At 72.7% G+C, this 19,599-nt stretch carries 21 protein-coding genes and 1 pseudogene; 13 read left to right on the forward strand and 9 right to left on the reverse strand.

Annotated features, from left to right (window positions below; translation table 11 throughout):
• The coding region (locus ACXAHD_RS24625) for an HhH-GPD family protein (protein WP_475053466.1) at positions 1-616 on the reverse strand (616 nt) is incomplete at its 3' end.
• Between the two features lie 160 nt (positions 617-776).
• Here ACXAHD_RS24625 and ACXAHD_RS24630 point away from each other — a divergent pair.
• The 3 genes from ACXAHD_RS24630 (at position 777) to ACXAHD_RS24640 (ending at position 2,668) form a co-directional block, all read left to right on the forward strand.
• On the forward strand, positions 777-1,289 hold the full coding sequence (locus ACXAHD_RS24630; protein ID WP_281552820.1) for a glycine cleavage system transcriptional repressor: 513 nt from the start codon (positions 777-779) through the stop codon (positions 1,287-1,289).
• Positions 1,286-1,846, forward strand: coding sequence for a peptide deformylase (locus ACXAHD_RS24635; RefSeq protein ID WP_281552821.1), 561 nt, complete (start codon positions 1,286-1,288; stop codon positions 1,844-1,846). The genes ACXAHD_RS24630 and ACXAHD_RS24635 overlap by 4 nt, the downstream gene beginning before the upstream one ends.
• Before the next feature lie 66 nt (positions 1,847-1,912).
• Positions 1,913-2,668, forward strand: coding sequence for a hypothetical protein (locus ACXAHD_RS24640; protein WP_475053469.1), 756 nt, complete (start codon positions 1,913-1,915; stop codon positions 2,666-2,668).
• Between the two features lie 77 nt (positions 2,669-2,745).
• Here ACXAHD_RS24640 and disA read toward each other — a convergent pair whose 3' ends face one another.
• From disA to ACXAHD_RS24660, 4 genes are all read right to left on the reverse strand, one after another.
• On the reverse strand, positions 2,746-3,972 hold the full coding sequence (gene disA, locus ACXAHD_RS24645) for a DNA integrity scanning diadenylate cyclase DisA (protein ID WP_281567160.1): 1,227 nt from the start codon (positions 3,970-3,972) through the stop codon (positions 2,746-2,748).
• 59 nt (positions 3,973-4,031) lie between these two features.
• Positions 4,032-5,486: a DNA repair protein RadA gene (gene radA / locus ACXAHD_RS24650; RefSeq protein ID WP_281555809.1), complete on the reverse strand. Its 1,455-nt coding sequence runs from the start codon at positions 5,484-5,486 to the stop codon at positions 4,032-4,034.
• 11 nt (positions 5,487-5,497) lie between these two features.
• The gene (locus ACXAHD_RS24655; RefSeq protein ID WP_475053475.1) at positions 5,498-6,184 is read right to left on the reverse strand and encodes a hypothetical protein; all 687 of its coding nucleotides are present in this window, start codon (positions 6,182-6,184) and stop codon (positions 5,498-5,500) included.
• Positions 6,185-6,323: 139 nt separating this feature from the next.
• Positions 6,324-7,163: a UbiA family prenyltransferase gene (locus tag ACXAHD_RS24660; protein WP_281552824.1), complete on the reverse strand. Its 840-nt coding sequence runs from the start codon at positions 7,161-7,163 to the stop codon at positions 6,324-6,326.
• 47 nt (positions 7,164-7,210) lie between these two features.
• On the opposite strand from ACXAHD_RS24660, the gene ACXAHD_RS24665 reads away from it, so the two are divergent.
• The 3 genes from ACXAHD_RS24665 to ACXAHD_RS24675 are packed head-to-tail and all read left to right on the forward strand — an operon-like array spanning position 7,211 to position 10,254.
• Positions 7,211-7,948, forward strand: coding sequence for a class I SAM-dependent methyltransferase (locus ACXAHD_RS24665; protein WP_281552825.1), 738 nt, complete (start codon positions 7,211-7,213; stop codon positions 7,946-7,948).
• Between the two features lie 42 nt (positions 7,949-7,990).
• The gene (locus ACXAHD_RS24670) at positions 7,991-9,160 is read left to right on the forward strand and encodes an acyl-CoA dehydrogenase family protein (RefSeq protein WP_281552826.1); all 1,170 of its coding nucleotides are present in this window, start codon (positions 7,991-7,993) and stop codon (positions 9,158-9,160) included.
• Positions 9,154-10,254 (forward strand): type III polyketide synthase, encoded by a 1,101-nt coding sequence (locus ACXAHD_RS24675; protein ID WP_281552827.1) that lies wholly within the window; start codon positions 9,154-9,156, stop codon positions 10,252-10,254. Before ACXAHD_RS24670 ends, ACXAHD_RS24675 begins: the two co-directional genes overlap by 7 nt.
• A gap of 26 nt (positions 10,255-10,280) precedes the next feature.
• Here the strand turns inward: ACXAHD_RS24675 and ACXAHD_RS24680 are convergent, their stop codons facing one another.
• The gene (locus ACXAHD_RS24680; protein ID WP_281552828.1) at positions 10,281-11,066 is read right to left on the reverse strand and encodes a hypothetical protein; all 786 of its coding nucleotides are present in this window, start codon (positions 11,064-11,066) and stop codon (positions 10,281-10,283) included.
• 328 nt (positions 11,067-11,394) lie between these two features.
• Between ACXAHD_RS24680 and ACXAHD_RS24685 the strand changes: the two genes are divergently transcribed.
• Genes ACXAHD_RS24685 through ACXAHD_RS24700 form a run of 4 tightly spaced genes read left to right on the forward strand, consistent with a single transcriptional unit; the run spans position 11,395 to position 14,405 of the window.
• Complete coding sequence (locus tag ACXAHD_RS24685) at positions 11,395-11,880, forward strand: CarD family transcriptional regulator (RefSeq protein ID WP_123603804.1); 486 nt, start codon at positions 11,395-11,397, stop codon at positions 11,878-11,880.
• A gap of 52 nt (positions 11,881-11,932) precedes the next feature.
• On the forward strand, positions 11,933-12,658 hold the full coding sequence (ispD, locus tag ACXAHD_RS24690) for a 2-C-methyl-D-erythritol 4-phosphate cytidylyltransferase (RefSeq protein WP_281552829.1): 726 nt from the start codon (positions 11,933-11,935) through the stop codon (positions 12,656-12,658).
• Positions 12,659-12,698: 40 nt separating this feature from the next.
• Positions 12,699-13,184, forward strand: coding sequence for a 2-C-methyl-D-erythritol 2,4-cyclodiphosphate synthase (ispF, locus tag ACXAHD_RS24695; protein WP_281555810.1), 486 nt, complete (start codon positions 12,699-12,701; stop codon positions 13,182-13,184).
• 9 nt (positions 13,185-13,193) lie between these two features.
• Positions 13,194-14,405 carry a tetratricopeptide repeat protein gene (locus ACXAHD_RS24700; protein ID WP_475053483.1) on the forward strand — a complete coding sequence of 404 codons (1,212 nt, stop codon included), beginning with the start codon at positions 13,194-13,196 and terminating at the stop codon, positions 14,403-14,405.
• A 50-nt stretch (positions 14,406-14,455) separates the two neighbouring features.
• On the opposite strand, the gene ACXAHD_RS24705 is transcribed toward ACXAHD_RS24700, so the two are convergent.
• Complete coding sequence (locus ACXAHD_RS24705; RefSeq protein ID WP_475053486.1) at positions 14,456-15,625, reverse strand: homogentisate 1,2-dioxygenase domain-containing protein; 1,170 nt, start codon at positions 15,623-15,625, stop codon at positions 14,456-14,458.
• Positions 15,626-15,719: 94 nt separating this feature from the next.
• Here ACXAHD_RS24705 and ACXAHD_RS24710 point away from each other — a divergent pair, with 94 nt between their 5' ends.
• Positions 15,720-16,577: a hypothetical protein gene (locus tag ACXAHD_RS24710; protein WP_289211995.1), complete on the forward strand. Its 858-nt coding sequence runs from the start codon at positions 15,720-15,722 to the stop codon at positions 16,575-16,577.
• Positions 16,574-17,767, forward strand: a pseudogene (gene fahA, locus ACXAHD_RS24715) (fumarylacetoacetase); the annotation flags it as partial. The gene ACXAHD_RS24710 and the pseudogene fahA, both read left to right, overlap by 4 nt.
• 145 nt (positions 17,768-17,912) lie before the next feature.
• On the opposite strand, the gene ACXAHD_RS24720 reads toward fahA, so the two are convergent.
• Together ACXAHD_RS24720 and ACXAHD_RS24725 are read right to left on the reverse strand one after the other, a co-directional pair.
• Complete coding sequence (locus tag ACXAHD_RS24720) at positions 17,913-18,317, reverse strand: hypothetical protein (RefSeq protein ID WP_475053489.1); 405 nt, start codon at positions 18,315-18,317, stop codon at positions 17,913-17,915.
• A 348-nt stretch (positions 18,318-18,665) separates the two neighbouring features.
• On the reverse strand, positions 18,666-19,163 hold the full coding sequence (locus ACXAHD_RS24725) for a hypothetical protein (RefSeq protein WP_289211997.1): 498 nt from the start codon (positions 19,161-19,163) through the stop codon (positions 18,666-18,668).
• A gap of 232 nt (positions 19,164-19,395) precedes the next feature.
• Between ACXAHD_RS24725 and ACXAHD_RS24730 the strand changes: the two genes are divergently transcribed.
• Positions 19,396-19,599: hypothetical protein (locus ACXAHD_RS24730; RefSeq protein WP_475053494.1), on the forward strand; the 204-nt coding region annotated here is incomplete at its 3' end.

Here is a 19,599-nt window from a genome sequence, read left to right on the forward strand (position 1 = left end):
CCACCGGACACACCCCGCAGCGTGGTGTCCGGGCCACGCAGACCACCGCTCCCAACTCCATGAACGCGGCGCTGGCGCGGGCTGCCCGGGCCGGCTCGGCCGGCAGCAACGCGGCGGTGGCAACGAGATCGGCCGGGCGGGTCGCCGGCCCGGCGTCGGCCGCCCCGTCGACCGCCCGTGCCACGAACCGCCGGACGTTGGTGTCCACCACCGGATGCCGCTGACCGTAGGCGAACGCGGCGACCGCTCGGGCGGTGTAGGTGCCGACTCCCGGCAGCGCCAGCAACTCGTCCAGACCGGTCGGCACCTTGCCGTCGTACCGCTCGGTCAGCACCGTGGCGCACTCATGCAGCCGCAACGCGCGACGCGGGTAGCCGAGCCGGTTCCACATCCGGATCGCTTCGGCCGGTGAGTCGGCGGCCAGCGCCGCCGGGTCCGGCCACCGGTCCAACCAGGCGTGCCACGCCGGCAGTACCCGGACCACCGGGGTCTGCTGCAGCATCACCTCGCTTACCAGGATTGCCCAGGCACCGACCCCCGGCTCCCGCCAGGGCAGGTCACGGGCGTTGCGGTCGAACCATTCGATCGCCGTGTCGGCGAAACTCACGTCACGCATGGCGCCGCCGATCCTGCCATGCCGTGGCTGCCGTCCCTGCCCCAGGCCGTCCTGCCCCAGGCCGTCCTGCCCCAGGCCGTCCTGCCCCAGGCCGTCACCGGACGGGAGACGGTGCCGGGCCGACCGGTCGGCCCGGCACCCGGTCGGGCAGACTGCTGGCATGAACGAACTCGCGATCACCGTGATCGGGCGCGACCGGCCCGGCATCGTCGCGGACGTCGCAGAGGTGCTGGCCGGTCTCGGCGCCAATCTGACCGACTCGACGATGACCCGGCTGCGCGGCCACTTCGCGATGACCCTGGTCTGCGCCGGTCCGGCCGATGCCGCGGTGCAACAGGCACTGCGGCCGCTCACCGCCGACGGCCAGCTGCTGGCCACCGTACGGCCGGTCCCGGCGGAGGGTCAGCAGCCGGCGGGCGGCGAACCGCACCTGCTCAGTGTGCACGGCGCCGACCGGCTCGGCATCGTCGCGGCGGTGACCCGGGTGGTCGCCGAGGCGGGCGGCAACGTCACTGACCTGACCACCCGGCTGACCGGCCCGCTCTACGTGCTGGTCGCCGAGGTCGAGCTGCCAGCCGGGACGGCAGCCGAGGTCGGCCGTCGACTGTCCGAGACGGCCCGGGCGCTCGACGTCGAGGTGACCCTCCGGTCGGTCGATTCGGACGTGCTGTGAGCACGGTCAGCCGTACCCTGGCCGACTGGACCGAGACGGCGCTCGGCGTACCGGGGCGGGTGGTCCCGGTGGTCGCCGCGCCCGACCAGGTGCTCAGCCGGGCCGGTGAGCCGGTGGATCCGTGCGCCGCCGATACGGTCCAGGTTGCCGCCGACCTGGTCGCCACGATGCGGGTCGCACCCGGCTGTGTCGGCCTGGCCGCGCCGCAGATCGGGATCAGCGCGCAGGTCTTCGCGGTCGACGTGACCGGGCACCCGAAGACGGTCACCGGGCATGGCACGTTCGTCCTGTGCAATGCCCGGCTGCTCGAGGCGACTCGGTGGCGGCCGGGCCGGGAGGGCTGCATGTCGGTGCCGGATCTCACCGGTGACGTGAAACGGGCCACCCGGGTCGTGGTGGAGGCGCAACTACCCGGCACCGGCGAGCCGGTACGCCTGGTCACTGACGGGTTCGAGGCGCGGGCCGCCCAGCACGAGATCGACCACTGTGCCGGTCTGCTGTTTTTGGACCGGGTGGCCGGGGCGCACGCGGTCTTCCCGCGCAAGACATATCTCTGAGCGGGTGCCCCGGGCCTCGGCGCGTCGCGGCCGATCGGTCCGGTCTTGCCGATACGGTGTGCCATCATGCGACTGACGGTTGGCCCGCTGCCACCCGCCATCTACTGGCGGCGGCGTGCCGTCGTGCTCGGGGCACTGCTGCTCCTGCTGTTCATCGTGGCGTACTCCTGCATCGGCTCCGACCAGACCGGGCGGTCGCAGGCCGATCCCACCCCGACCCCGTCCGGTGAAATGCTCACCCCGACCACCTCGTCCCCGGGGCCGGAGGACGACTCAGACTCCGTTGACGGCGACGACCCCGACACCCTCGGTAACGGCGACGCTGGCGACGCCGGCGGTGGCAGCACCGGCGGCGGTACCGGCGACGACGGTACGACCGGCGGCGGTGACCAGAACGCCCCTGGCGGCCCGGTCGGTCCGGCCGCCGGCACCTGTACCGACGACGAGATCCTGCTGACCGCGGCAGCCTCGCAGGCCACCGCCCAGAAGGGCGTTACCCTGGCAATGCAGCTGCGGGTGCAGAACGTCTCCAGCCGTACCTGCGACCGGGATGTGGGCGCCGACCCGCAGGAGCTGTACCTCAAGCGGGGTGCGGAGCTGATCTGGTCGTCGGACACCTGCGGAGCCGCCCGGGGCACTGATGTGCGCACCTTCGGGCCTGGCAGCGCCCGCGACTACCAGGTGGCCTGGAACGGTCGGGCGGCGAGCGAGTGCGCCAACAACGTCGCGGCAGGTGACCATCCGGCGGCCGGCGAGTACCAGCTCTTCGCCCGACTCGGCTCGAAGGTCAGCGAGCCGTTCGTCATCACCATCACCGGCTGACGACCGGTACATCCGTCCCTTCGTCGAGCTACGCCGTTTGCGGCACGCTTGCGACCTAGCGCGTCAGACGTAGCGCGTCAGACGTAGCGCTCCAGAATCGACGCCTCGGCCAGCCGGGACAGCCCCTCCCGTACGCTGCGCGCCCGGGCGTCGCCGACACCGTCGACAGCCTGCAGATCCTCCACCGTCGCCCCGAGCAGCCGTTGCAGACTGCCGAAGTGGTTGACCAGCCGGTCCACCACCGACACCGGCAGCCGGGGCACCTTCGCCAGCAGCCGGAAACCGCGTGGGCTCACCGCCGCGTCGAGCGCCTCGGTGGAGGCGGCGTAGCCGATCGCCTTGGCCACGGCGACCAGATCGATCAGCTCGGTGGCGGTCAGCAGGTCCAACTCGACCAGGGCCTCGTCCAGGGTCCGCGCCTTGCGCACAGTGGGCAGGTAGTCGCGGATCACCAGGGTCCGATCGGCGTCCACGCCGGCCATCAGCTCGTCGAGCTGCAGTGCCAGCAGCCGGCCGTCGGTGCCCAGCTCGACGACGTAGCCGGCGATCTCGTCGGCGATCCGCCGGACCATCTCCAGCCGCTGCACCACCGCGACCGCGTCGCGGACGGTGACCAGATCCTCGATTTCCAGGGCGGAGAGCGTGCCGGACACCTCGTCCAGCCGCAGCTTGTACCGCTCCAGGGTGGCCAACGCCTGGTTGGCCCGGGACAGGATGGCGGCCGAGTCGTCCAGTACGTGCCGCTGACCGTTGACGTAGAGGCTGATGATCCGCATCGACTGGCTGACCGAGATCACCGGGTACCCGGTCTGTCGGGCGACCCGTTCGGCGGTGCGGTGCCGAGTACCGGACTCCTCGGTCGGAATGGACGGATCCGGCATCAGATGCACAGCGGCCCGCACGATCCGGGTGCCGTCGCTGGACAGCACCACCGCACCGTCCATCTTGCACAACTCGCGGACCCGGGTGGAGGAGAACTCGACGTCGAGTGGGAAGCCCCCGGTGCACAGCGACTCGACCTGCTTGTCGTAGCCGAGGACGATCAGCGCGCCGGTCCGGCCACGCAGAATCCGCTCCAGCCCGTCGCGCAGCGCGGTGCCGGGTGCCATCAGCGCCAGGTTGGCCCGCAGCGGATCCCCGGTGGCCGCCGGGCTGGTCAGCGCCGAGGTGCCGGCGCTGATGGTGCGTGCCGGGGTGCCGACGGCACCGGTGCGCGCCGGGGTACCGACGGCACCGACCCGGCCGGCCGAGCCGCCACTGGTGCCGGCGCTGGCAGTCTTGTTCGCATCGCGGTCGATCGCCACGGGCAACAGTCTACGGACCGCCATGCGGTGGGTGCTCTCGCGGTTACTGCCGTACCAGATCAGCCGGCCGAGGCGCGCGCGGCGGCCTGCAACGCGGCCCGTACGTCGTTGACCTCGGTGATCTGCATGTTCGGCGGCATCGGGTCGGTGCCGGAACCGGCCGTACCGGGCGGCACCAGCGCGTACCGGAAGCCGAGCCGGGCGGCTTCGGCGAGCCGCCGGGCGACCGCGCCGACCCGGCGCACCTCACCGGTGAGCCCGACCTCGCCGATCGCCACCAGTTGCGGGGAGACGGCCAGGTTGAGCCCGCCGGAGGCGACCGCCAGCGCCACCGCGAGGTCGGCGGCCGGCTCCACCACCCGGATGCCGCCGACCGTCGCCGCGAACACTTCCCGGTCGTGCAGGGTGAGCCGTTCGGTACGCCGTTGCAGCACCGCCAGCACCATCGCCAGCCGGGCACCGTCGAGCCCGGACACGGTGCGCCGGGGCGAACCGGCGACGGTCGCCCCGATCAGCGCCTGGACCTCGGTGACCAGGGCCCGCCGGCCCTCCATCGCCACCGTGGCGCAGGTGCCGGGCACCGGCTCGGTGTAGCGGGTGAGGAACAGCCCGGACGGGTCGGGCAGGCTGCTGATGCCGCCTTCGTGCATCTCGAAGCAGCCGACCTCGTCGGCCGCGCCGAACCGGTTCTTCATGCCGCGGACCATCCGCAGCGACGAGTGCTTGTCGCCCTCGAAGTGCAGCACCACGTCGACCAGATGCTCCAGTACCCGGGGGCCGGCGACCTGGCCGTCCTTGGTGACGTGGCCGACCAGCACGGTGGCGATGTTGCGTTCCTTCGCCGCCGCGACCAGCGCGGCGGTGACCGCCCGGACCTGGGTGACGCCACCGGGGATACCGTCCGAACCGGGCATCGAGATGGTCTGCACCGAGTCGAGCACCAGCAGACCGGGCCGGACCGCGTCGAGGTGGCCGAGGACCACCCCGAGGTCGCTCTCCGCCGCCAGGTAGAGCCGTTCGTGCAGCGCGCCGATCCGCTCGGCGCGCAGCCGTACCTGGCTGGTCGACTCCTCGCCGCTGACCACCAGCGACGGACTACCGGCACCGGCGGCCCACTGCTGGGCGACGTCGAGCAGCAGGGTCGACTTGCCGACGCCGGGCTCGCCGGCCAGCAGCACCACCGCGCCGGGTACCAGACCGCCGCCGAGCACCCGGTCGAGTTCGCCGACGCCGGTCGGCCGGGCCTTGGCGGGTGCGGCGCTGATGGTGGCGATCGGCCGGGCCGGTTCGGTCGGCATCCGGGTGCTGACGACTCGGCCGGAGACCACCGGGCCGCTGACCACCGACTCGATCACCGAGCCCCATTCGCCGCATTCCGGGCACCGGCCCACCCACTTGGGTGGTTGGTGCCCGCACGCGTCGCACTCGTACGCGGGCCGGGGCTCACGCGACGCGGCCCGGCTGCGCGGCGCGGCGCTGCCGCGTCCCGTCCCGCCGCCGGCACCCCGGGGGATCGACCGCGAGCTCAGTGCTCTTCCTCGTCGTGCTCGGCGGGCGCCCGGGGAGCCGGGGTGAGCGGCATGTCCACCGGCGCGGCCACGACCAGCGGCGCGCCGCCGGTGCTGAACTCGAAGGCCAGGTTCACCGAGTACCCGGCGGCGAGCGGGCCGGCCAGGCCGGTGACCCGCAGCGGTTCGGTGTCGTCGGTGCTGAACAGCGCCCACCCGTTGGCCGGCAGCTGGACGATCGCGTCCCGGCCCGGGTCCGGCTGCGGCACCTCGGCGGTGCCCGGGTCCGGCTGCGGCACCTCGGCGGTGCCCGGCTCCGGCGACGGGGTCGGCCCGCTGGCCTGCTCGGAGCCGCCGATCACCACCGTCTCGGCCCCGACCACCGTCGCCCAGTCCTCGTCGGTGACCGGGACGGCGCTGACCCGTACCGTCACCGGGTCGTTGGTGTTGTTGAACAGCCCGACCTCGACCGGCGCGCTGCCGCCGGCCGGGTAGCCCTCCACTCCGGGGTAGGGCACCGAGAGGTCGCGTACCGACACCGCGCCGTCCGGCGACTCGAGGTTGACTCCGTTGATCGCCGTCGCCTTGGTCGCGGTCTCCGCGAGCTGGCCGGCACCGCAGCCGCTGAGCAGCAGGCCGCTGGCCACGGCAGCGCCGGCGAACAGCACCGCGACTCGGCGGTGTCCCCTGGTCGAGGGCGTCACGTCGGTCCTCCTTGTCACGGCGCGGCGACGAGCCCCGCGCAGGCCGGCTCCAGGGTAGTTGGCGGTGATCCGCGCCCCGCCACGGACCCGATAATCCGTGACCGACGGCGCTCACCCGACCGGGCCGGCCCGACGGCGCTCACCCGACCGGGCCGCTGGCCACCAGCAGCACCACGTCGATCACCGCGACCACCAGCACCGCCCGGAACACGCCGTCCGACCGGCCGGCCCGCCGGGCGGCCCGCCGGGCCGCGTACCAGCCGGTCGGCAGGATGATCGCAGTGCCGGCGACCGCGACGAGTCCGGCCCACGACGGCGGCCCGGGTGGGCCGACGACCAGCGTCACGGTGGCGGCGAAGAGCAACCCGGCCGCCGCGACCCCCGAGCCGGTGGCCCCGAGCCGGTGCGGCAGACCCCGCACGCCGGTGCGGGCGTCGTCGGCCAGATCCGGCAGTACGTTGGCGAAGTGCGCCCCGGCGCCGAGCAGCCCGGCGGCGGTGACCAGCCAGGCCGGTGGCACGGGCGCACCCGGCAGGGCCAGCACGATGAAGGCGGGCAACGCTCCGAAGGAGAACGCGTACGGCAGCACCGACACGGCGGTGGACTTCAACGGCCAGTTGTAGGCCAGCGCGCTGATCAGCGCGGCGGTGATGCACAGCGCCGCCGCCGGCCCGGTCGGCCCGGCCAGCAGCGGGGTGGCCAGCGCGGCGGCCAGACCGGCGACGCCCACCGTGCGCCGGCTGACCACGCCGGTTGCGACCGGCTTGTCGGCCCGTCCGGCCTGCCGGTCGCGACCGGCGTCCAGCCAGTCATTGGTCCAGCCGACGGCAAGCTGAGTGGCCGCGACGGTGGCGGCGACCAGCACGATCCCACCCGGACGGTGACCGACGCCCCAGGCCAGCAGGGCGGTCACCGTGGTGACCGCAACCGCCGGCTCGGGGTGGCTGGCCTTGATCAATGCGGACACGCGGCGCGACATATCCGCCAAGTGTGGCCGTTACCGGCTGGTCATGCCACGCTCAGTCAATGCCGGACCTGCCGCCGAACGATCCCCGCCAGTACGACGTGCTGGTCGACGAGTGGTGGCGGCCGGCCGGCGCGTTCGAGATGCTGCGCTGGATCGCCGAGGCGCGGGCCCGGCTGATCCCACCGGCGACCCGGCCCGGGGCGGTGCTGGTCGACATTGGCTGCGGGGCCGGCCTGCTCGCCCCTCACCTGCGTGGCAAGGGCTACCGGCACGTCGGGGTCGACCTGGTCGGTTCGGCGCTGCGGCTGGCGGCCCGGCACGGTGTCGACCCGGTACGTGGTGACGCGACCAGGCTGCCGCTGGCCGACCGGATGGCCGACGTGGTCTCCGCCGGGGAACTACTGGAGCACGTACCGGACCTGTCGGCGGCGGTCGCCGAGGCGTGCCGGGTGCTGCGGCCCGGTGGGCTGCTGGTGCTGGACACCCTGAACGCCACGTTGGCCAGCCGGCTGATCGCGGTCGAGCTGGGCGAACGCCTGCCGGTCGCGCCGCGAGGCATTCACGACCCCGCGCTGTTCGTCCGTCCGCAGCGGCTGGTCGCCGAGTGCGCCCGGCACGGCGTACGGCTGGCGGTGCGCGGCCTCCGGCCGAGCGTCTTCAGCCTGATCGATTGGCTGGTGCGCGCGCCGCTCCGCCGATCGGCTCCCGAACAGGCACTCTGGAAACCCCGGCGGCGGATGGTGCCGACCTGGTCCACCTCGGTGCTCTACCAAGGCAGGGGGGTCAAGGTGGGCTGAGCGGACGAGCAGGTGGGCAGGTCGACGGCGGAAGGGGCGGCAATGGTTGCGGATGCACTGGCGGCGGCGCGGCGGGTGGTGCCACGATTGGCGGCGCGGGCGGGTGATCACGACCGGGCCGGCACCTTTCCGGTGGCGGACTTCGCCGACCTGCGGCAGGAACAGCTGTTCGGGTTGATGGTCCCGCAGCGGCTGGGCGGGCGGGGCGCCGACTTCGCCGACTACGCCGAAGTGGCGTACGAGCTGGCCCGGGGCAACGGTGCCACCGCGCTGGTGTTCAACATGCACGCCTCGGTGACCGGCGCACTGGGCGCGGTCGACGACAACCTCGCCGAGGCGATGGGGCTGCCGGACGAGGCGTTGGCGGCCCGGGACCAGCTGCTCGCCGACGCGGCCGCCGGCGCCTGGTACGCGGTGGCGATGAGCGAACGGGGGGCCGGCTCCCGGCTCTCCCAGCTGTCCACCGTCTACCACCGGGTGGACGGTGGATACCAGATCAAGGGGGCCAAGGCGTTCTGTTCCGGGGCCGGCCACGCCTCGGGGTACCTGGTCGCCGCCCGGCACGCCGACGACCAGTCGGTGGTTTCGCAGTTCCTCGTCCCGGCGGACACGCCCGGCCTGCGGGTGGAGCAGAGCTGGGATTCGCTCGGGATGCGGGCCACCTGCTCGCATGACCTGCACCTGGACGTGACCGTCGGCCCGCAGACCCTGCTCGGCGGGGTGGAAGGGCTGGCCCTGGTGGTGGCCCAGCTGATGCCGCACTGGATGGTGGCCAGCTACGCGGCGGTATACGCCGGGGTGGCCCGGGCGGCGGTGGACGCGGCGGTGGAGCATCTCGCCGAGCGGGGGTTGACCCACCTTCCGGCGGTCCGGGCCCGGATCGGTCGGGCGGACGCGGCGGCCGCCGCGGCGTTGCTGACAGTGCGGGAGGCGGCCCGCCGGGTGGACGCCGAACCGGGCGACCCGACGACCAACCAGTGGGTGTGGCGGGCCAAGCTGGTCGCCGGCGGCACAGCGGCCGAGGTGGCGTCGTCGATGCTGGAGGCGGCCGGGACCTCGGCGACCCGCCGCGGGCATCCGCTGGAACGGCTCTACCGGGACGCCCGCTGCGGTGCGCTGCACCCGCCGACGTCGGACGTCTGTGCCGACTGGCTCGGCGTGGCGACGATCGGCGGGGACCCGGACCGCGACGGATCGGCACCCCGGTGGTGAGCCGGTCGCCGGAGCCGGTGGCGGGCCGGTCGTCGGCCGCGGTGGTCGGGCTCGGGCTGGCGTTGCCGCCGTCGGCCACCCAGGACGAGCTGTGGCGGGACTTCTTCGCGGCGCGGTACGACGGCGGCACCCGAGCGCTCGCGGAGCGGATCTTCGCCAATTCCGGGGTACGCACCCGGCAGGCGGCGGTGAGCCCATTGCTGGAGGACGTCGCGGACTGGCCGACCGAGCGCCGGATGCGCCGCTACCAGATCGAGGCGTTGCCGCTGGGCAAGGAGGCGGTGCACCGGGCGCTGACCCAGGCCGGGCTGACCGCCGGGGAGATCGGTCTGTTCGTGGTCTGCTCGTGCACCGGGTACGCCACGCCCGGCCTGGACATCATTCTGGCCCGGGACGTCGGCATGGCCGCCGACACCCAGCGGTTGTTCGTCGGGCACATGGGCTGCTACGCGGCGCTGCCCGGGTTGGGCGCGGCGGCCGACTTCGTCACCGCCCGGGGCCGGCCGGCGCTGCTGCTCTGTGCCGAGCTGACCAGCCTGCACATCCAGCCGCCGGCCCGCCGGGTGGACACTCAGCAGATCGTGGCGCACGCGTTGTTCTCCGACGCGGCGGCGGCGGTGGTGCTGGTGCCGACCGGCAGGGCCGGCGGCCCGCCGCCGCCCGGCGGTTACGCCGTACGGGAGGTCGTGTCGGCCACCGACGCCTCCACCGCCGACCACATGACCTGGGAGGTGACCGATCTCGGGTTCCGGATGGGTCTGTCGCCCCGGGTGCCGCAGGTGCTGTCGGTGCACGTACGGGCGCTGGTCGGTGATCTGCTGGCCCGGCACGGACTGACCGTGTCGCAGGTGGACGGTTGGGCGGTGCATCCGGGCGGGCCGCGCATCCTCAACGTGGTGCAGCGGGAGCTGGGCCTGTCCGACGCGGCGATGTCGGCGTCCCGGGAGACGTTGGCGGCGTACGGCAACTGCTCGTCGCCGACCGTACTGCTGATCCTGGACCGGTTACGCCGGGCGGGACCGCCGCCGCGTCACGTGGTGATGCTGGCGTTCGGTCCGGGCCTGACGCTCTACGCGGCGCTGCTCGGCCGTTGACCCGCCGCGCGCGGCGGCGGGCGGGGTCAGGGGCCGACCAGCAGGGCCAGGTCGGCGCGGTACGTCTCGACCGAGTCGGCCTGCGGCACCAGCCGGATGACCTCGCCGGTCTCGGTGACGAGTAGCGCGGTGGCGGTGCCGGCGGTCGCCGGGACGTCGACGAAGTTGCGGATTCCAGCGGCCGGGTCGGCCAGCAGATGGGTGTCGAGACGGTCGGCGAGCACCGGCGGCAGGGTGCCGGGGCTGGTGGCGCCGCTGGTGACCGCGACGACCGAGACTCCGGCCGGGGCGGCGGCCGCCGCCGCGGTGATCTGGTCGGCGCACTCACAGCCCTCGACGAGCAGGAACGCCGCCGGCAGCAGCGACCGGACCGGGACCGAGGTGCCGGAGCCGTCGATCAGGTCGAGTGCGGGCAGCGGGCGGTCGGGCAGCGTGGCGGGGGCCGACGGTGCCGGGCTGGCGGTGGACTGGGGCCGGTCGGACCAGGCGACGGTGAACATGCTGATCATCGCGGCGAGGACCGCCAGCAGCATGATGATCAACGGCAGCCGGAGAGCGGCGATCTCGTGCGGGCGGTGCCCGCTGCCGCCGGCCCGGCCGGTGTCGCCGGGGTGGATGCCGAACCGCCGGTGCCAGTGGTCCCGCCGACGGGTGCGGTGCAGCTCCCGGCGGACCTGTGCCGCTTCCTCGGCGAGCGCCCCGGGATCGTCGGGAATGACGATCGGGCCCCACTCGGGCGGGATCTCGGGCAGGTCGTCGGGCGCTCCGGCGCCGTCCGACCACCCATCACCGTTGTTGCCTGTCCTGCCCACAGCACCCCCAGCCGCTCGCCCACCGGGTCGATCGGGGTCTAGGTATCAGGGTCTCGCAACGAACCTGGTTCCGCCAGTGCTGGGGCACGGGAACCGGCCGGACGATATGCTGGAAGTGCCGAAACGCGTCCCATCTGGCACGTCCGACCAGTTAGCTGACTGCTGATCTGGTTGTTACTTAGCGTGTTCAAAACCTACTGGCGGTTGCGTGTCAAGCTCGAGAAAGACCTCTCACAGCCCCTCTGACCTGCGCTTACGGCTCGGACTGTGACGGGACATCGGTGCCTGAGCGTGTTACCCTAGACACAGCGAAAGGGGCTTCGAACCTATGGTTTTCAGTGTCGGCGAGACCGTTGTTTACCCCCACCACGGGGCCGCACTCATCGAGGCAATCGAGACTCGTGTCATCAAGGGCGAGGAGAAGCAGTACCTCGTCCTCAGGGTTGCGCAGGGTGACCTGACGGTGCGAGTTCCCGCCGAGAACGCCGAGATCGTCGGCGTGCGCGAAGTGGTTGGCGAAGAAGGCCTCGGCAAGGTCTTCGATGTCCTCCGCGCCCCGCACACCGAGGAGCCGACCAACTGGTCGCGGCGATACAAGGCCAACCTCGAAAAGCTGGCATCCGGAAACCCGCTCAAGGTCGCCGAGGTCGTTCGTGACCTGTGGCGTCGGGAGCGGGAGCGGGGGCTGTCCGCAGGCGAGAAGCGCATGCTCGCCAAGGCCAGGGACATCCTGGTCGGCGAGGTCGCGCTTGCGGAGAAGAGCACCAAGGACGAGGCAGAGACCTTGCTCGACAAGGTGCTCACCGACGCGTAGGCAACTCTCCACCCATAGATAGTCTGTTGCCACCTGCACCGAGGACCGCGACGTGACCGCGCACTTCCAGCAACGCGGTGACGTCGCGGTCCTCGTTCCTGCGGCGGGTTCCGGGGTACGGCTCGGACCCGGCGCACCCAAAGCACTCCGGCCACTCGGCGGCGTACCGCTGCTGGTACATGCGGTGCGTCGACTGGCCGCCGCCTCCTCGGTCGCGGTGATCGTGGTCGCCGCCCCACCCGCCGACATCGACGCCGTCCGCGACCTGCTCGCCCCCGCCACGGCCGGGCTGCCGCTGATCGTGGTCCCGGGCGGCGCGCACCGGCAGGCCTCGGTGGCCGCCGCGCTCGCTGCCGTCCCCGCCGGCCCGCAGATCGTCCTGGTGCACGACGCGGCCCGCGCCCTCACCCCACCCGACCTGGTCGACTCGGTCGCCGCCGCGGTCCGGGCCGGCGCCGACGCCGTCATCCCGGTGCTCCCGGTCGTCGACACCATCAAGTCGGTGGACGCCGACGAGACCGTTCTGACCACCGTCGACCGGTCGACGCTGCGGGCCGTGCAGACCCCGCAGGGGTTCCGGCGTGACGTGCTGGCCGCCGCGCACGCCGACGCCGTCGATCCGCACACCGACGACGCCGGTCTGGTGGAGAAGCTCGGCGTACCGGTGCTCTGCGTGCCCGGCTCGGAACGGGCGCTCAAGATCACCCGCCCGTTCGATCTGGTGATCGCCGAGCACCTGCTCGCCACCGAACCGGCGACCCGTACCCTGCCTTCATGACCGCCCTTGCCTTGATGGTCGTCCCGTGCGGCACGCCGGCATGATCGTTCCCCGGGTGGGTGTCGGCACCGACGTGCACGCCTTCGCCGCCGACCGGCCCTGCTGGGTCGCCGGCCTGCACTGGCCCGGCGAGACAGGGCTGGCCGGGCACTCCGACGGCGACGTCGCCGCGCACGCCGCCTGCGACGCGCTGTTCTCCGCCGCCGGCCTCGGCGACCTCGGCGCCAACTTCGGTGTCGCCGAACCACGCTGGGCCGGAGCCGCCGGGGTGGACCTGCTCGCCGAGGCGGCCCGTCGGGTGGTCGCCGCCGGCTTCGTGATCGGCAACGTCTCGATTCAGGTGATCGGTGTACGGCCGAAGATCGGTCCCCGGCGGACCGAGGCACAGCAGGTGCTCGGTGCTGCCGCCGGTGCCCCGGTGACCGTTTCCGGCACCACCACAGACGGGCTCGGGCTGACCGGCCGGGGCGAAGGCCTCGCCGGCCTGGCGGTCGCGCTCGTCTATCCGTCCGGGCTGCCCGGATAGGCTCGACAGGTGTCGAGCGAGTCATCCCCCGAGCCGCCCACCGACGTCGACGGCTACCTGCAGCGCGCCGGGCTGCTGGCTGACCTGGGCCGCTACGACGAGGCCGCCGGTGAGATCGGCTTCGCGGTGGCCCTCGACCCGGACAGCGTCGCCGCCCGGATCATGCTGGCCCGGGTGCATCTCGCCGCCGACCGTCCGGAGCAGGCCCTCGCCGCGATCGACGCGTGGGCGGACGAGCCGCCGAACCCGTGGTCGGCCGAGGCCACGGCGACGGCCGCACCGGCAGAGACCGCGACGGCCATGCCAGCCGATGCCGGGACCCGCGCGCGGTCCGGTCCGCCGGACCGGGTCGCCCTGCTGGTGGTACGCGGGCTGGCGCTGATCGATCTGCGGCGGTACGCCGACGCCGCCCGGCTCGCCACCGACCTGCTGGCGACGTATCCGGACGACGCGTACGCCCAGCGCAGCGGGGCGGCGATCCTGGCCGGCTCGCGCAACGGCCAGCCGGCGCTCAACGCGGCCTGGCGCGGGGTGGAGCTGGCCCCGCAGGACGCCCAGGCACATCTGGTGCTGGGGCTGGTCGGGGCCCGGCTGGAGCTGTTCGACCTGGCGCACCGGGCCTACGGGGAGGCGCTGCGGCTGGACCCGCTGATCGGTGAGGCGCAGCACGACGTCGGGGTGATCCACCTGGAACAGCGGCGGTACGCCGCCGAGCTGGCGGTGCTCGCCGAACGGGCCACCGCGATGGCACCGCCCCCGCCGCCGCAGCCCTCGCCGTCCCGGCCATCCCGGTGGGCACCGGCACCGCCCGGGTCGGCGCCGATGGATCCCCGACTGGACGGGCCGCCGACGCCCGAGGAGGAGCTGCGCCGGCTGGTGCTGATCGGGGCCGGCTACAGCATGATCGCGGCGGTGACGGTGGCCTGCCTGGCCGGCAGCGCGGCGTCGCGCGGCTGGGCGGTGGTCGCCGCGCTCGGTGGATTCGTGCTGGTCTGGGTGCTGGCCCGGCGGGTGCCGGGTCGGATCACCGAGGTGGTGTCGCAGCTGGCGGACCGCCGGCTGGCGACGGCGGTGTACGCGGCCGCCGCCGCCCCGGTGCTGATCTTCTGCTACGCGGCGATCGCCACCCCGTGGCTGCTGGTGTCGGCGATCGTCGCGGCCGCCGTTGCCCAGTTCATGGTGCTGCGTTCGGCCACCGCCCGACCACCGGACCAGCGGTAGCGCGCCGGATCAGCGGCTGGACAGGCCGTGTCGGGTCGGCGGTATGCCGGTCAGCGGGCGTTGCCGGCCCAGGTCCAGGCGTACCCGGTGTCCTCAACGGACAGTGCCGCGTCGCAGAGGTCCAGCGGCCGGAAGGTGTCGACCATGACGGCGAGTTCGTCGAAGTGCTCGGCACCGAGCGCCCGTTCGACCGCGCCCGGCTGCGGCCCGTGGGTGAACCCGGCCGGGTGCAGCGAGATCGAGCCCTGCTCGATGCCGGAGCCGCGCCGCGCCTCGTAGTTGCCGCCGGTGTAGAACAGCATTTCGTCGGAGTCGACGTTGTGGTGGTTGTACGGCACCGGGATCGCCTGCGGGTGGTAGTCGACCTTGCGCGGCACGAACGAGCAGATCACGAAGTTGGGGCCGGTGAACGTCTGGTGCACCGGCGGCGGCTGGTGCAGCCGGCCGGTGATCGGCTCGAAGTCGTGGATGCTGAACGCCCACGGGTAGAGGTGTCCGTCCCAGCCGACCACGTCGAACGGGTGGTGGGCGTACACGTGCCGGGTCCAGCCCTGCCGGTGCCGCACGTAGACCTCGACGTCGGTGCCGTCGACCAGCAGCGGTTTGCCCGGCCCGCGGATGTCCCGTTCGCAGTACGGCGAGTGCTCCAGGAACTGGCCGCGCACCGACAGGTAGCGCTTAGGTGGTCCGATGTGGCCGGTGGCTTCGACGGTGAGCAGCCGCAGCGGCACGTCGTCGACCGGCACGATCCGGTGCACCACCGACGTCGGGATGATCACGTAGTCGCCGGAGGTGACGCCGAGCACCCCGAAGCTGGACTCGACGCGGGCGGCACCGGACTCGACGTACAGGCACTCGTCGCCGGTGGCGTTGCGGTACAGCGGGGACGGCCGGTCGGCGACGACGTACGAGATGCGCACGTCGTCGTTGGCGAGCAGCGGTTGCCGGCCGAGGACGGCGTCGGTGTGCCCGGTGTCCAGTTTGTGGGTACGCAGGTGGCGTGGGGTGAGCGGGTGGTTCGGCAGCCGGCTCGTCGGCGGCGGGTCGTACGACTCGGCGGCGACGATGGCGGTCGGCAGGTGCCGGTGGTAGAGCAGGGACGAGTCGGCGGAGAAGCCCTCCTGGCCCATCAGCTCCTCGGCGTACAGGATGCCGTCGGGTTGGCGGAACTGGGTGTGGCGCTTGCGGGGGATCTCGCCAACGCTGCGGTAGTAGGGCATGATTACCCTCCGTATCTCCCCGTTGACCGGCCGGTAGCGTCCGATAATCGGACGCTGTTGTCCGTTAATCGTAGAATCCACTAGGTTCGAAGGCGTGTCAATGCAGGTACCCAGGATCTTCACCGGCCTCGTCGACGACGCCGCGGTCTTCCCGCCGGGCAACGCCGACCTGCCCGACGCGATCACCGCGCACCGCGGCCACCGCACCGCCTGGTACACCGACCTGGTCGGCCCGTTCCTGCTGCCCGCGTCCGAGATCGGCGCGGCGCGGCGGCTGGTCGGGCCGGGCGACGAGCTGGAGATCGGCCTGATCGGCGACACCGGCGTGGCCGCGCTGCCGGCCGCCGTCGAGGCGCTGCCGACCGACCGGATCCGGCCCCGGCAGGTCGAGGTCGCCGTCGCCAAACGCGGCGAGGACCCGCAACCCGGCCTGCGCGCGCTGCTCACCGCCCTGGCCGGCTGGCCCAAGATCAGCGGGTACGCGGAGGTGCCGCTCACCTGGGGGCTGCTCGCCGCCCTGGACGGCCTCGCCGAGGCGCGGGCCGGCGGCGTCGACGTCGCCGCCAAGTTCCGCACCGGCGGGCTGGCCGCCGAACTGTTCCCCACCCCGGTCGAGCTGGCCGCCGTCATCTGCGCCTGCCGGGACCGGGCGCTGCCGTTCAAACTGACCGCCGGCCTGCACCACGCCATCCGCGACACCGACCCGGAGACCGGCTTCACCCACCACGGCTTCCTCAACGTGCTCGCCGCCACGATCACCGCCGCCGAGGGCGCGGAGGTCGCCGAGGTCGCCGAACTGCTCGCCACCACCGACGCCGCCCGGCTGATCGAGCCGGCCCGTACGCGCGGCGGTGCCGACCGGCCGCTCTGGGTAGGTTTCGGGTCGTGCAGCATCACCGACCCGCTGACCGACCTGGTCCGGCTGGGGCTGATCAACGGAGGATTCGCGTGACGACCTGCTGGGTGCCCGGTGCCGACGGCTCACCGTACGGGGTGCAGACCCTGCCGTACGGTGCCTTCCGCCGCGGTGGTGGTGAGCGGCGGCTCGGCGTACGGATCGCCGATTTCGTGCTCGACCTGCGCGGCGCGGAGGACGCCGACCTGATCCTCGCCGGCGGCGCGCTGTGCGAGCCGACCCTCAACGCCTACCTGGCCCTCGGTCGGGCACAGTGGACGACCGTGCGGCGGCGGATCGTCGAACTGCTCACCGAGCCCGAGCACCGGGCAGCCGTCGAGCCGCTGCTGGTCCCGCTGTCCGAGGTGGATCTGGTGCTGCCGTTCGCGGTCGGCGACTACGTCGACTTCTACTCGTCGGAGCAGCACGCCAGCAACGTCGGGCAGATCTTCCGCCCCGGGCAGCCGCTGCTCACCCCCAACTGGCGGCACCTGCCGATCGGCTACCACGGCCGGGCCGGCACCGTCGTCGTCTCCGGTACGCCGATCGTGCGCCCCAGCGGGCAGCGGCGCAGCACCGACGGTCCGGTCTTCGGCCCGTCCCGCCGGCTCGACATCGAAGCCGAGGTCGGCTTCGTCGTCGGGGTGCCGACCGCGCTCGGCGACCCGGTGCCGACCGACCGGTTCGCTGACCACGTGTTCGGCGTGACCCTGGTCAACGACTGGTCGGCCCGCGACATCCAGGCCTGGGAGTACCAGCCGCTCGGCCCGTTCCTGGGCAAGTCGTTCGCCACCTCGGTCGGCCCGTGGGTGGTGCCGCTGGAAGCCCTCGACCACGCCTGGGTGCCGGCCCCGGCGCAGGACCCACCGGTGTTGCCGTACCTCGCTGAGGCGTCACGGCGCGGCCTGGACCTGTCGATCGTCGTCGAGTGGAACGGCACCCGGGTCAGCGAGCCGCCGTTCGCCGGCATGTACTGGACCCCGGCGCAGCAGTTGGCGCACCTGACCGTCAACGGCGCGTCGCTGCGCACCGGCGACCTCTACGCCTCCGGCACCGTCTCCGGGGCCCGGCGTGACCAGGTCGGCTCGTTCCTGGAGCTGACCTGGGGCGGCACCGAGCCGGTCAAGCTGGACGACGGGTCCGAGCGCACCTTCCTCGAAGACGGCGACACCGTCGTCATCTCGGCCACTGCCCCCGGCCCGGCCGGCACGACGATCGGCTTCGGCGAGGTCACCGGCACCGTGGTGCCTGCGCTCATAGCTACGATGCGGGCCGACGTTGAGCATGCTCGCGGTAACGGCGAAGATTCGGCCGATGTGCGCGGGGTCTAGGCCGAGACGGACGAGACCAGCAGGTGGCGAAGGGTTCCAGGGTCCCCGCTGCGCCTACGGGTCACGGGTTGTCCCAGACGATGATCTGGACGATGAACCGGTCTGCCTGGACATGCTCAACTTTTCCGAAGGCATACCGGCTAGTGGTCCCGCTACCTCCGGTGGTCTCGACACAGAACCTGTCCTCGATGCTGGGGTCGAGCAGGATCGTCGTCTTCGCCGGATCCATGCCGTTCAGCAGTTCGCGGCAACTATCCCTGGTGGCCAGATCGGGCGAGGTCCACCTGCCGATCTTGGCGTTCTTACCAGCGCTGAGCCCGTTGCGACTGAAGTAGATGTCGTTCCCACGGAAGCGGTCCTGCGGTGGGATCTCGTCGAGATTGCGGCCGTAGTACTGGATGACGGGGATCGTGTCGCAGTAGAAGTACTGGGTTTCGTCGACGCAGGGAAACTGCGGATCGTCCATCGGTGCCTCGGTGGCCGAGGCGCTGGTCGGTGCGGCAGCCGGAGGCGTCGTCACCGCCGGAGTAGCCTGGGACAACGTCCCGCCGCCCGGGGCACCAGTGGGCTCACCGGCAGTCTGGCTCGGACTGGCGTTCCGGCCCGTCGCCACCACGAGCCATAGCGACAATGTGCCCAGCGCGACAATCACCGCTGCTGAGGCTGCGACGATCGCCCACAACCAAGCCTGACTCGATCGCGGTCTTTCTGGCTGTCCCAATCCGCTCACCCTTTCAACTTGTGCCGGTGTGCACTCCTGCTCACTTCCTGACGGACCGGCGGGCCGCACGTCGTCTTCGGCGGAATCGGCGCGTTACCGCCACTGTGGCGGGGGTGGGGCTGGTGGGGTGAGGCCGGCGTACTGCAGGACGGCGCGGATCCGTCGGGCGGCGGCCGGGTCGCGCCGGTCCAGCACCGCGAGCGCCTCCAGGAACAGTTCGCAGTACGTGCCTCCACAGTGCCGGCAGCCGCCGGTCCGGTCCGGCATGTGCCGCTCGGCCATCCGCTTGGCGATCTTCGCGACCAGCGCCAGGTCGCCGTCGGGCGGCTGACCGCCGTCGTCAGCGGCGTGACCGGGTCCGTCGTTGACCTGGTCGGGCCCGCTGTCGATCCGGTCGTGTCCGCCGTCGCGGGGTGCCGGGGCGACGCCGCCCGCCCCGACCAGGTTGAAGCGCGGGTCGGAGTCGATGTCGGTCTCGCCGGGCACCCGGCTCGGCAGCGGCGGGCGTCCCGCTGTGGGCCGTCGGTTGATCTGTTCCGACGGTTGCGGCCGGCGGGTGAACCGGTCGGGCTTGTCATTTCGGTACGCCATGATTCTCCTCGCGTCAGTATCGCCGTCTGAGAAAGTCGTCTGGGGATTAAACCTCTGCGGTCACTGGCTGCCGTGGAAATTGCACACAGGTCGGCGGTGCTGCGGCGTTGGGGTTTACGTCGGCGGGGGTGGCGGCTGCGGGTAGGTCATCGCTCCACAGTCCGGACACCAGCGACTCTTCACCTTGAAGCTCAGCAGACCGGCGAGAAATCCGATCATGGCGGAGCTCGTCATGGCGATCCCGAAGCCGATCGACGACATCGCTTCACCCTCTCGCGTAAGCGTGGTGAGCTGGTGTTTCTCCGGCGGCGGGGGGGGGGGGGGGGGGGGGGGGGGGGGGGGGGGGGGGGGGGGGGGGGGGGGGGGGGGGGGGGGGGGGGGGGAGGGGGGAGGGGGGGGAGGAGGGGTTTGGGACAAGTGCGGGATCGGGAGGGTG

It is taken from the genome of Micromonospora sp. ABR4_055, assembly GCF_056160425.1.

Bases quoted from the DNA above. Each gene is read 5' to 3' on its own strand.
- ACXAHD_RS24685 (WP_123603804.1), top strand. From the start codon at position 11,395: ATGGTTTTCAGTGTCGGCGAGACCGTTGTTTACCCCCACCACGGGGCC.
- ACXAHD_RS24720 (WP_475053489.1), bottom strand. From the start codon at position 18,317: ATGGACGATCCGCAGTTTCCCTGCGTCGACGAAACCCAGTACTTCTAC.
- ACXAHD_RS24630 (WP_281552820.1), top strand. From the start codon at position 777: ATGAACGAACTCGCGATCACCGTGATCGGGCGCGACCGGCCCGGCATC.
- ACXAHD_RS24660 (WP_281552824.1), bottom strand. From the start codon at position 7,163: ATGTCGCGCCGCGTGTCCGCATTGATCAAGGCCAGCCACCCCGAGCCG.
- ACXAHD_RS24670 (WP_281552826.1), top strand. From the start codon at position 7,991: ATGGTTGCGGATGCACTGGCGGCGGCGCGGCGGGTGGTGCCACGATTG.
- ACXAHD_RS24665 (WP_281552825.1), top strand. From the start codon at position 7,211: ATGCCGGACCTGCCGCCGAACGATCCCCGCCAGTACGACGTGCTGGTC.
- ACXAHD_RS24705 (WP_475053486.1), bottom strand. From the start codon at position 15,625: ATGCCCTACTACCGCAGCGTTGGCGAGATCCCCCGCAAGCGCCACACC.
- ACXAHD_RS24725 (WP_289211997.1), bottom strand. From the start codon at position 19,163: ATGGCGTACCGAAATGACAAGCCCGACCGGTTCACCCGCCGGCCGCAA.
- ispF (WP_281555810.1), top strand. From the start codon at position 12,699: ATGATCGTTCCCCGGGTGGGTGTCGGCACCGACGTGCACGCCTTCGCC.
- ACXAHD_RS24640 (WP_475053469.1), top strand. From the start codon at position 1,913: ATGCGACTGACGGTTGGCCCGCTGCCACCCGCCATCTACTGGCGGCGG.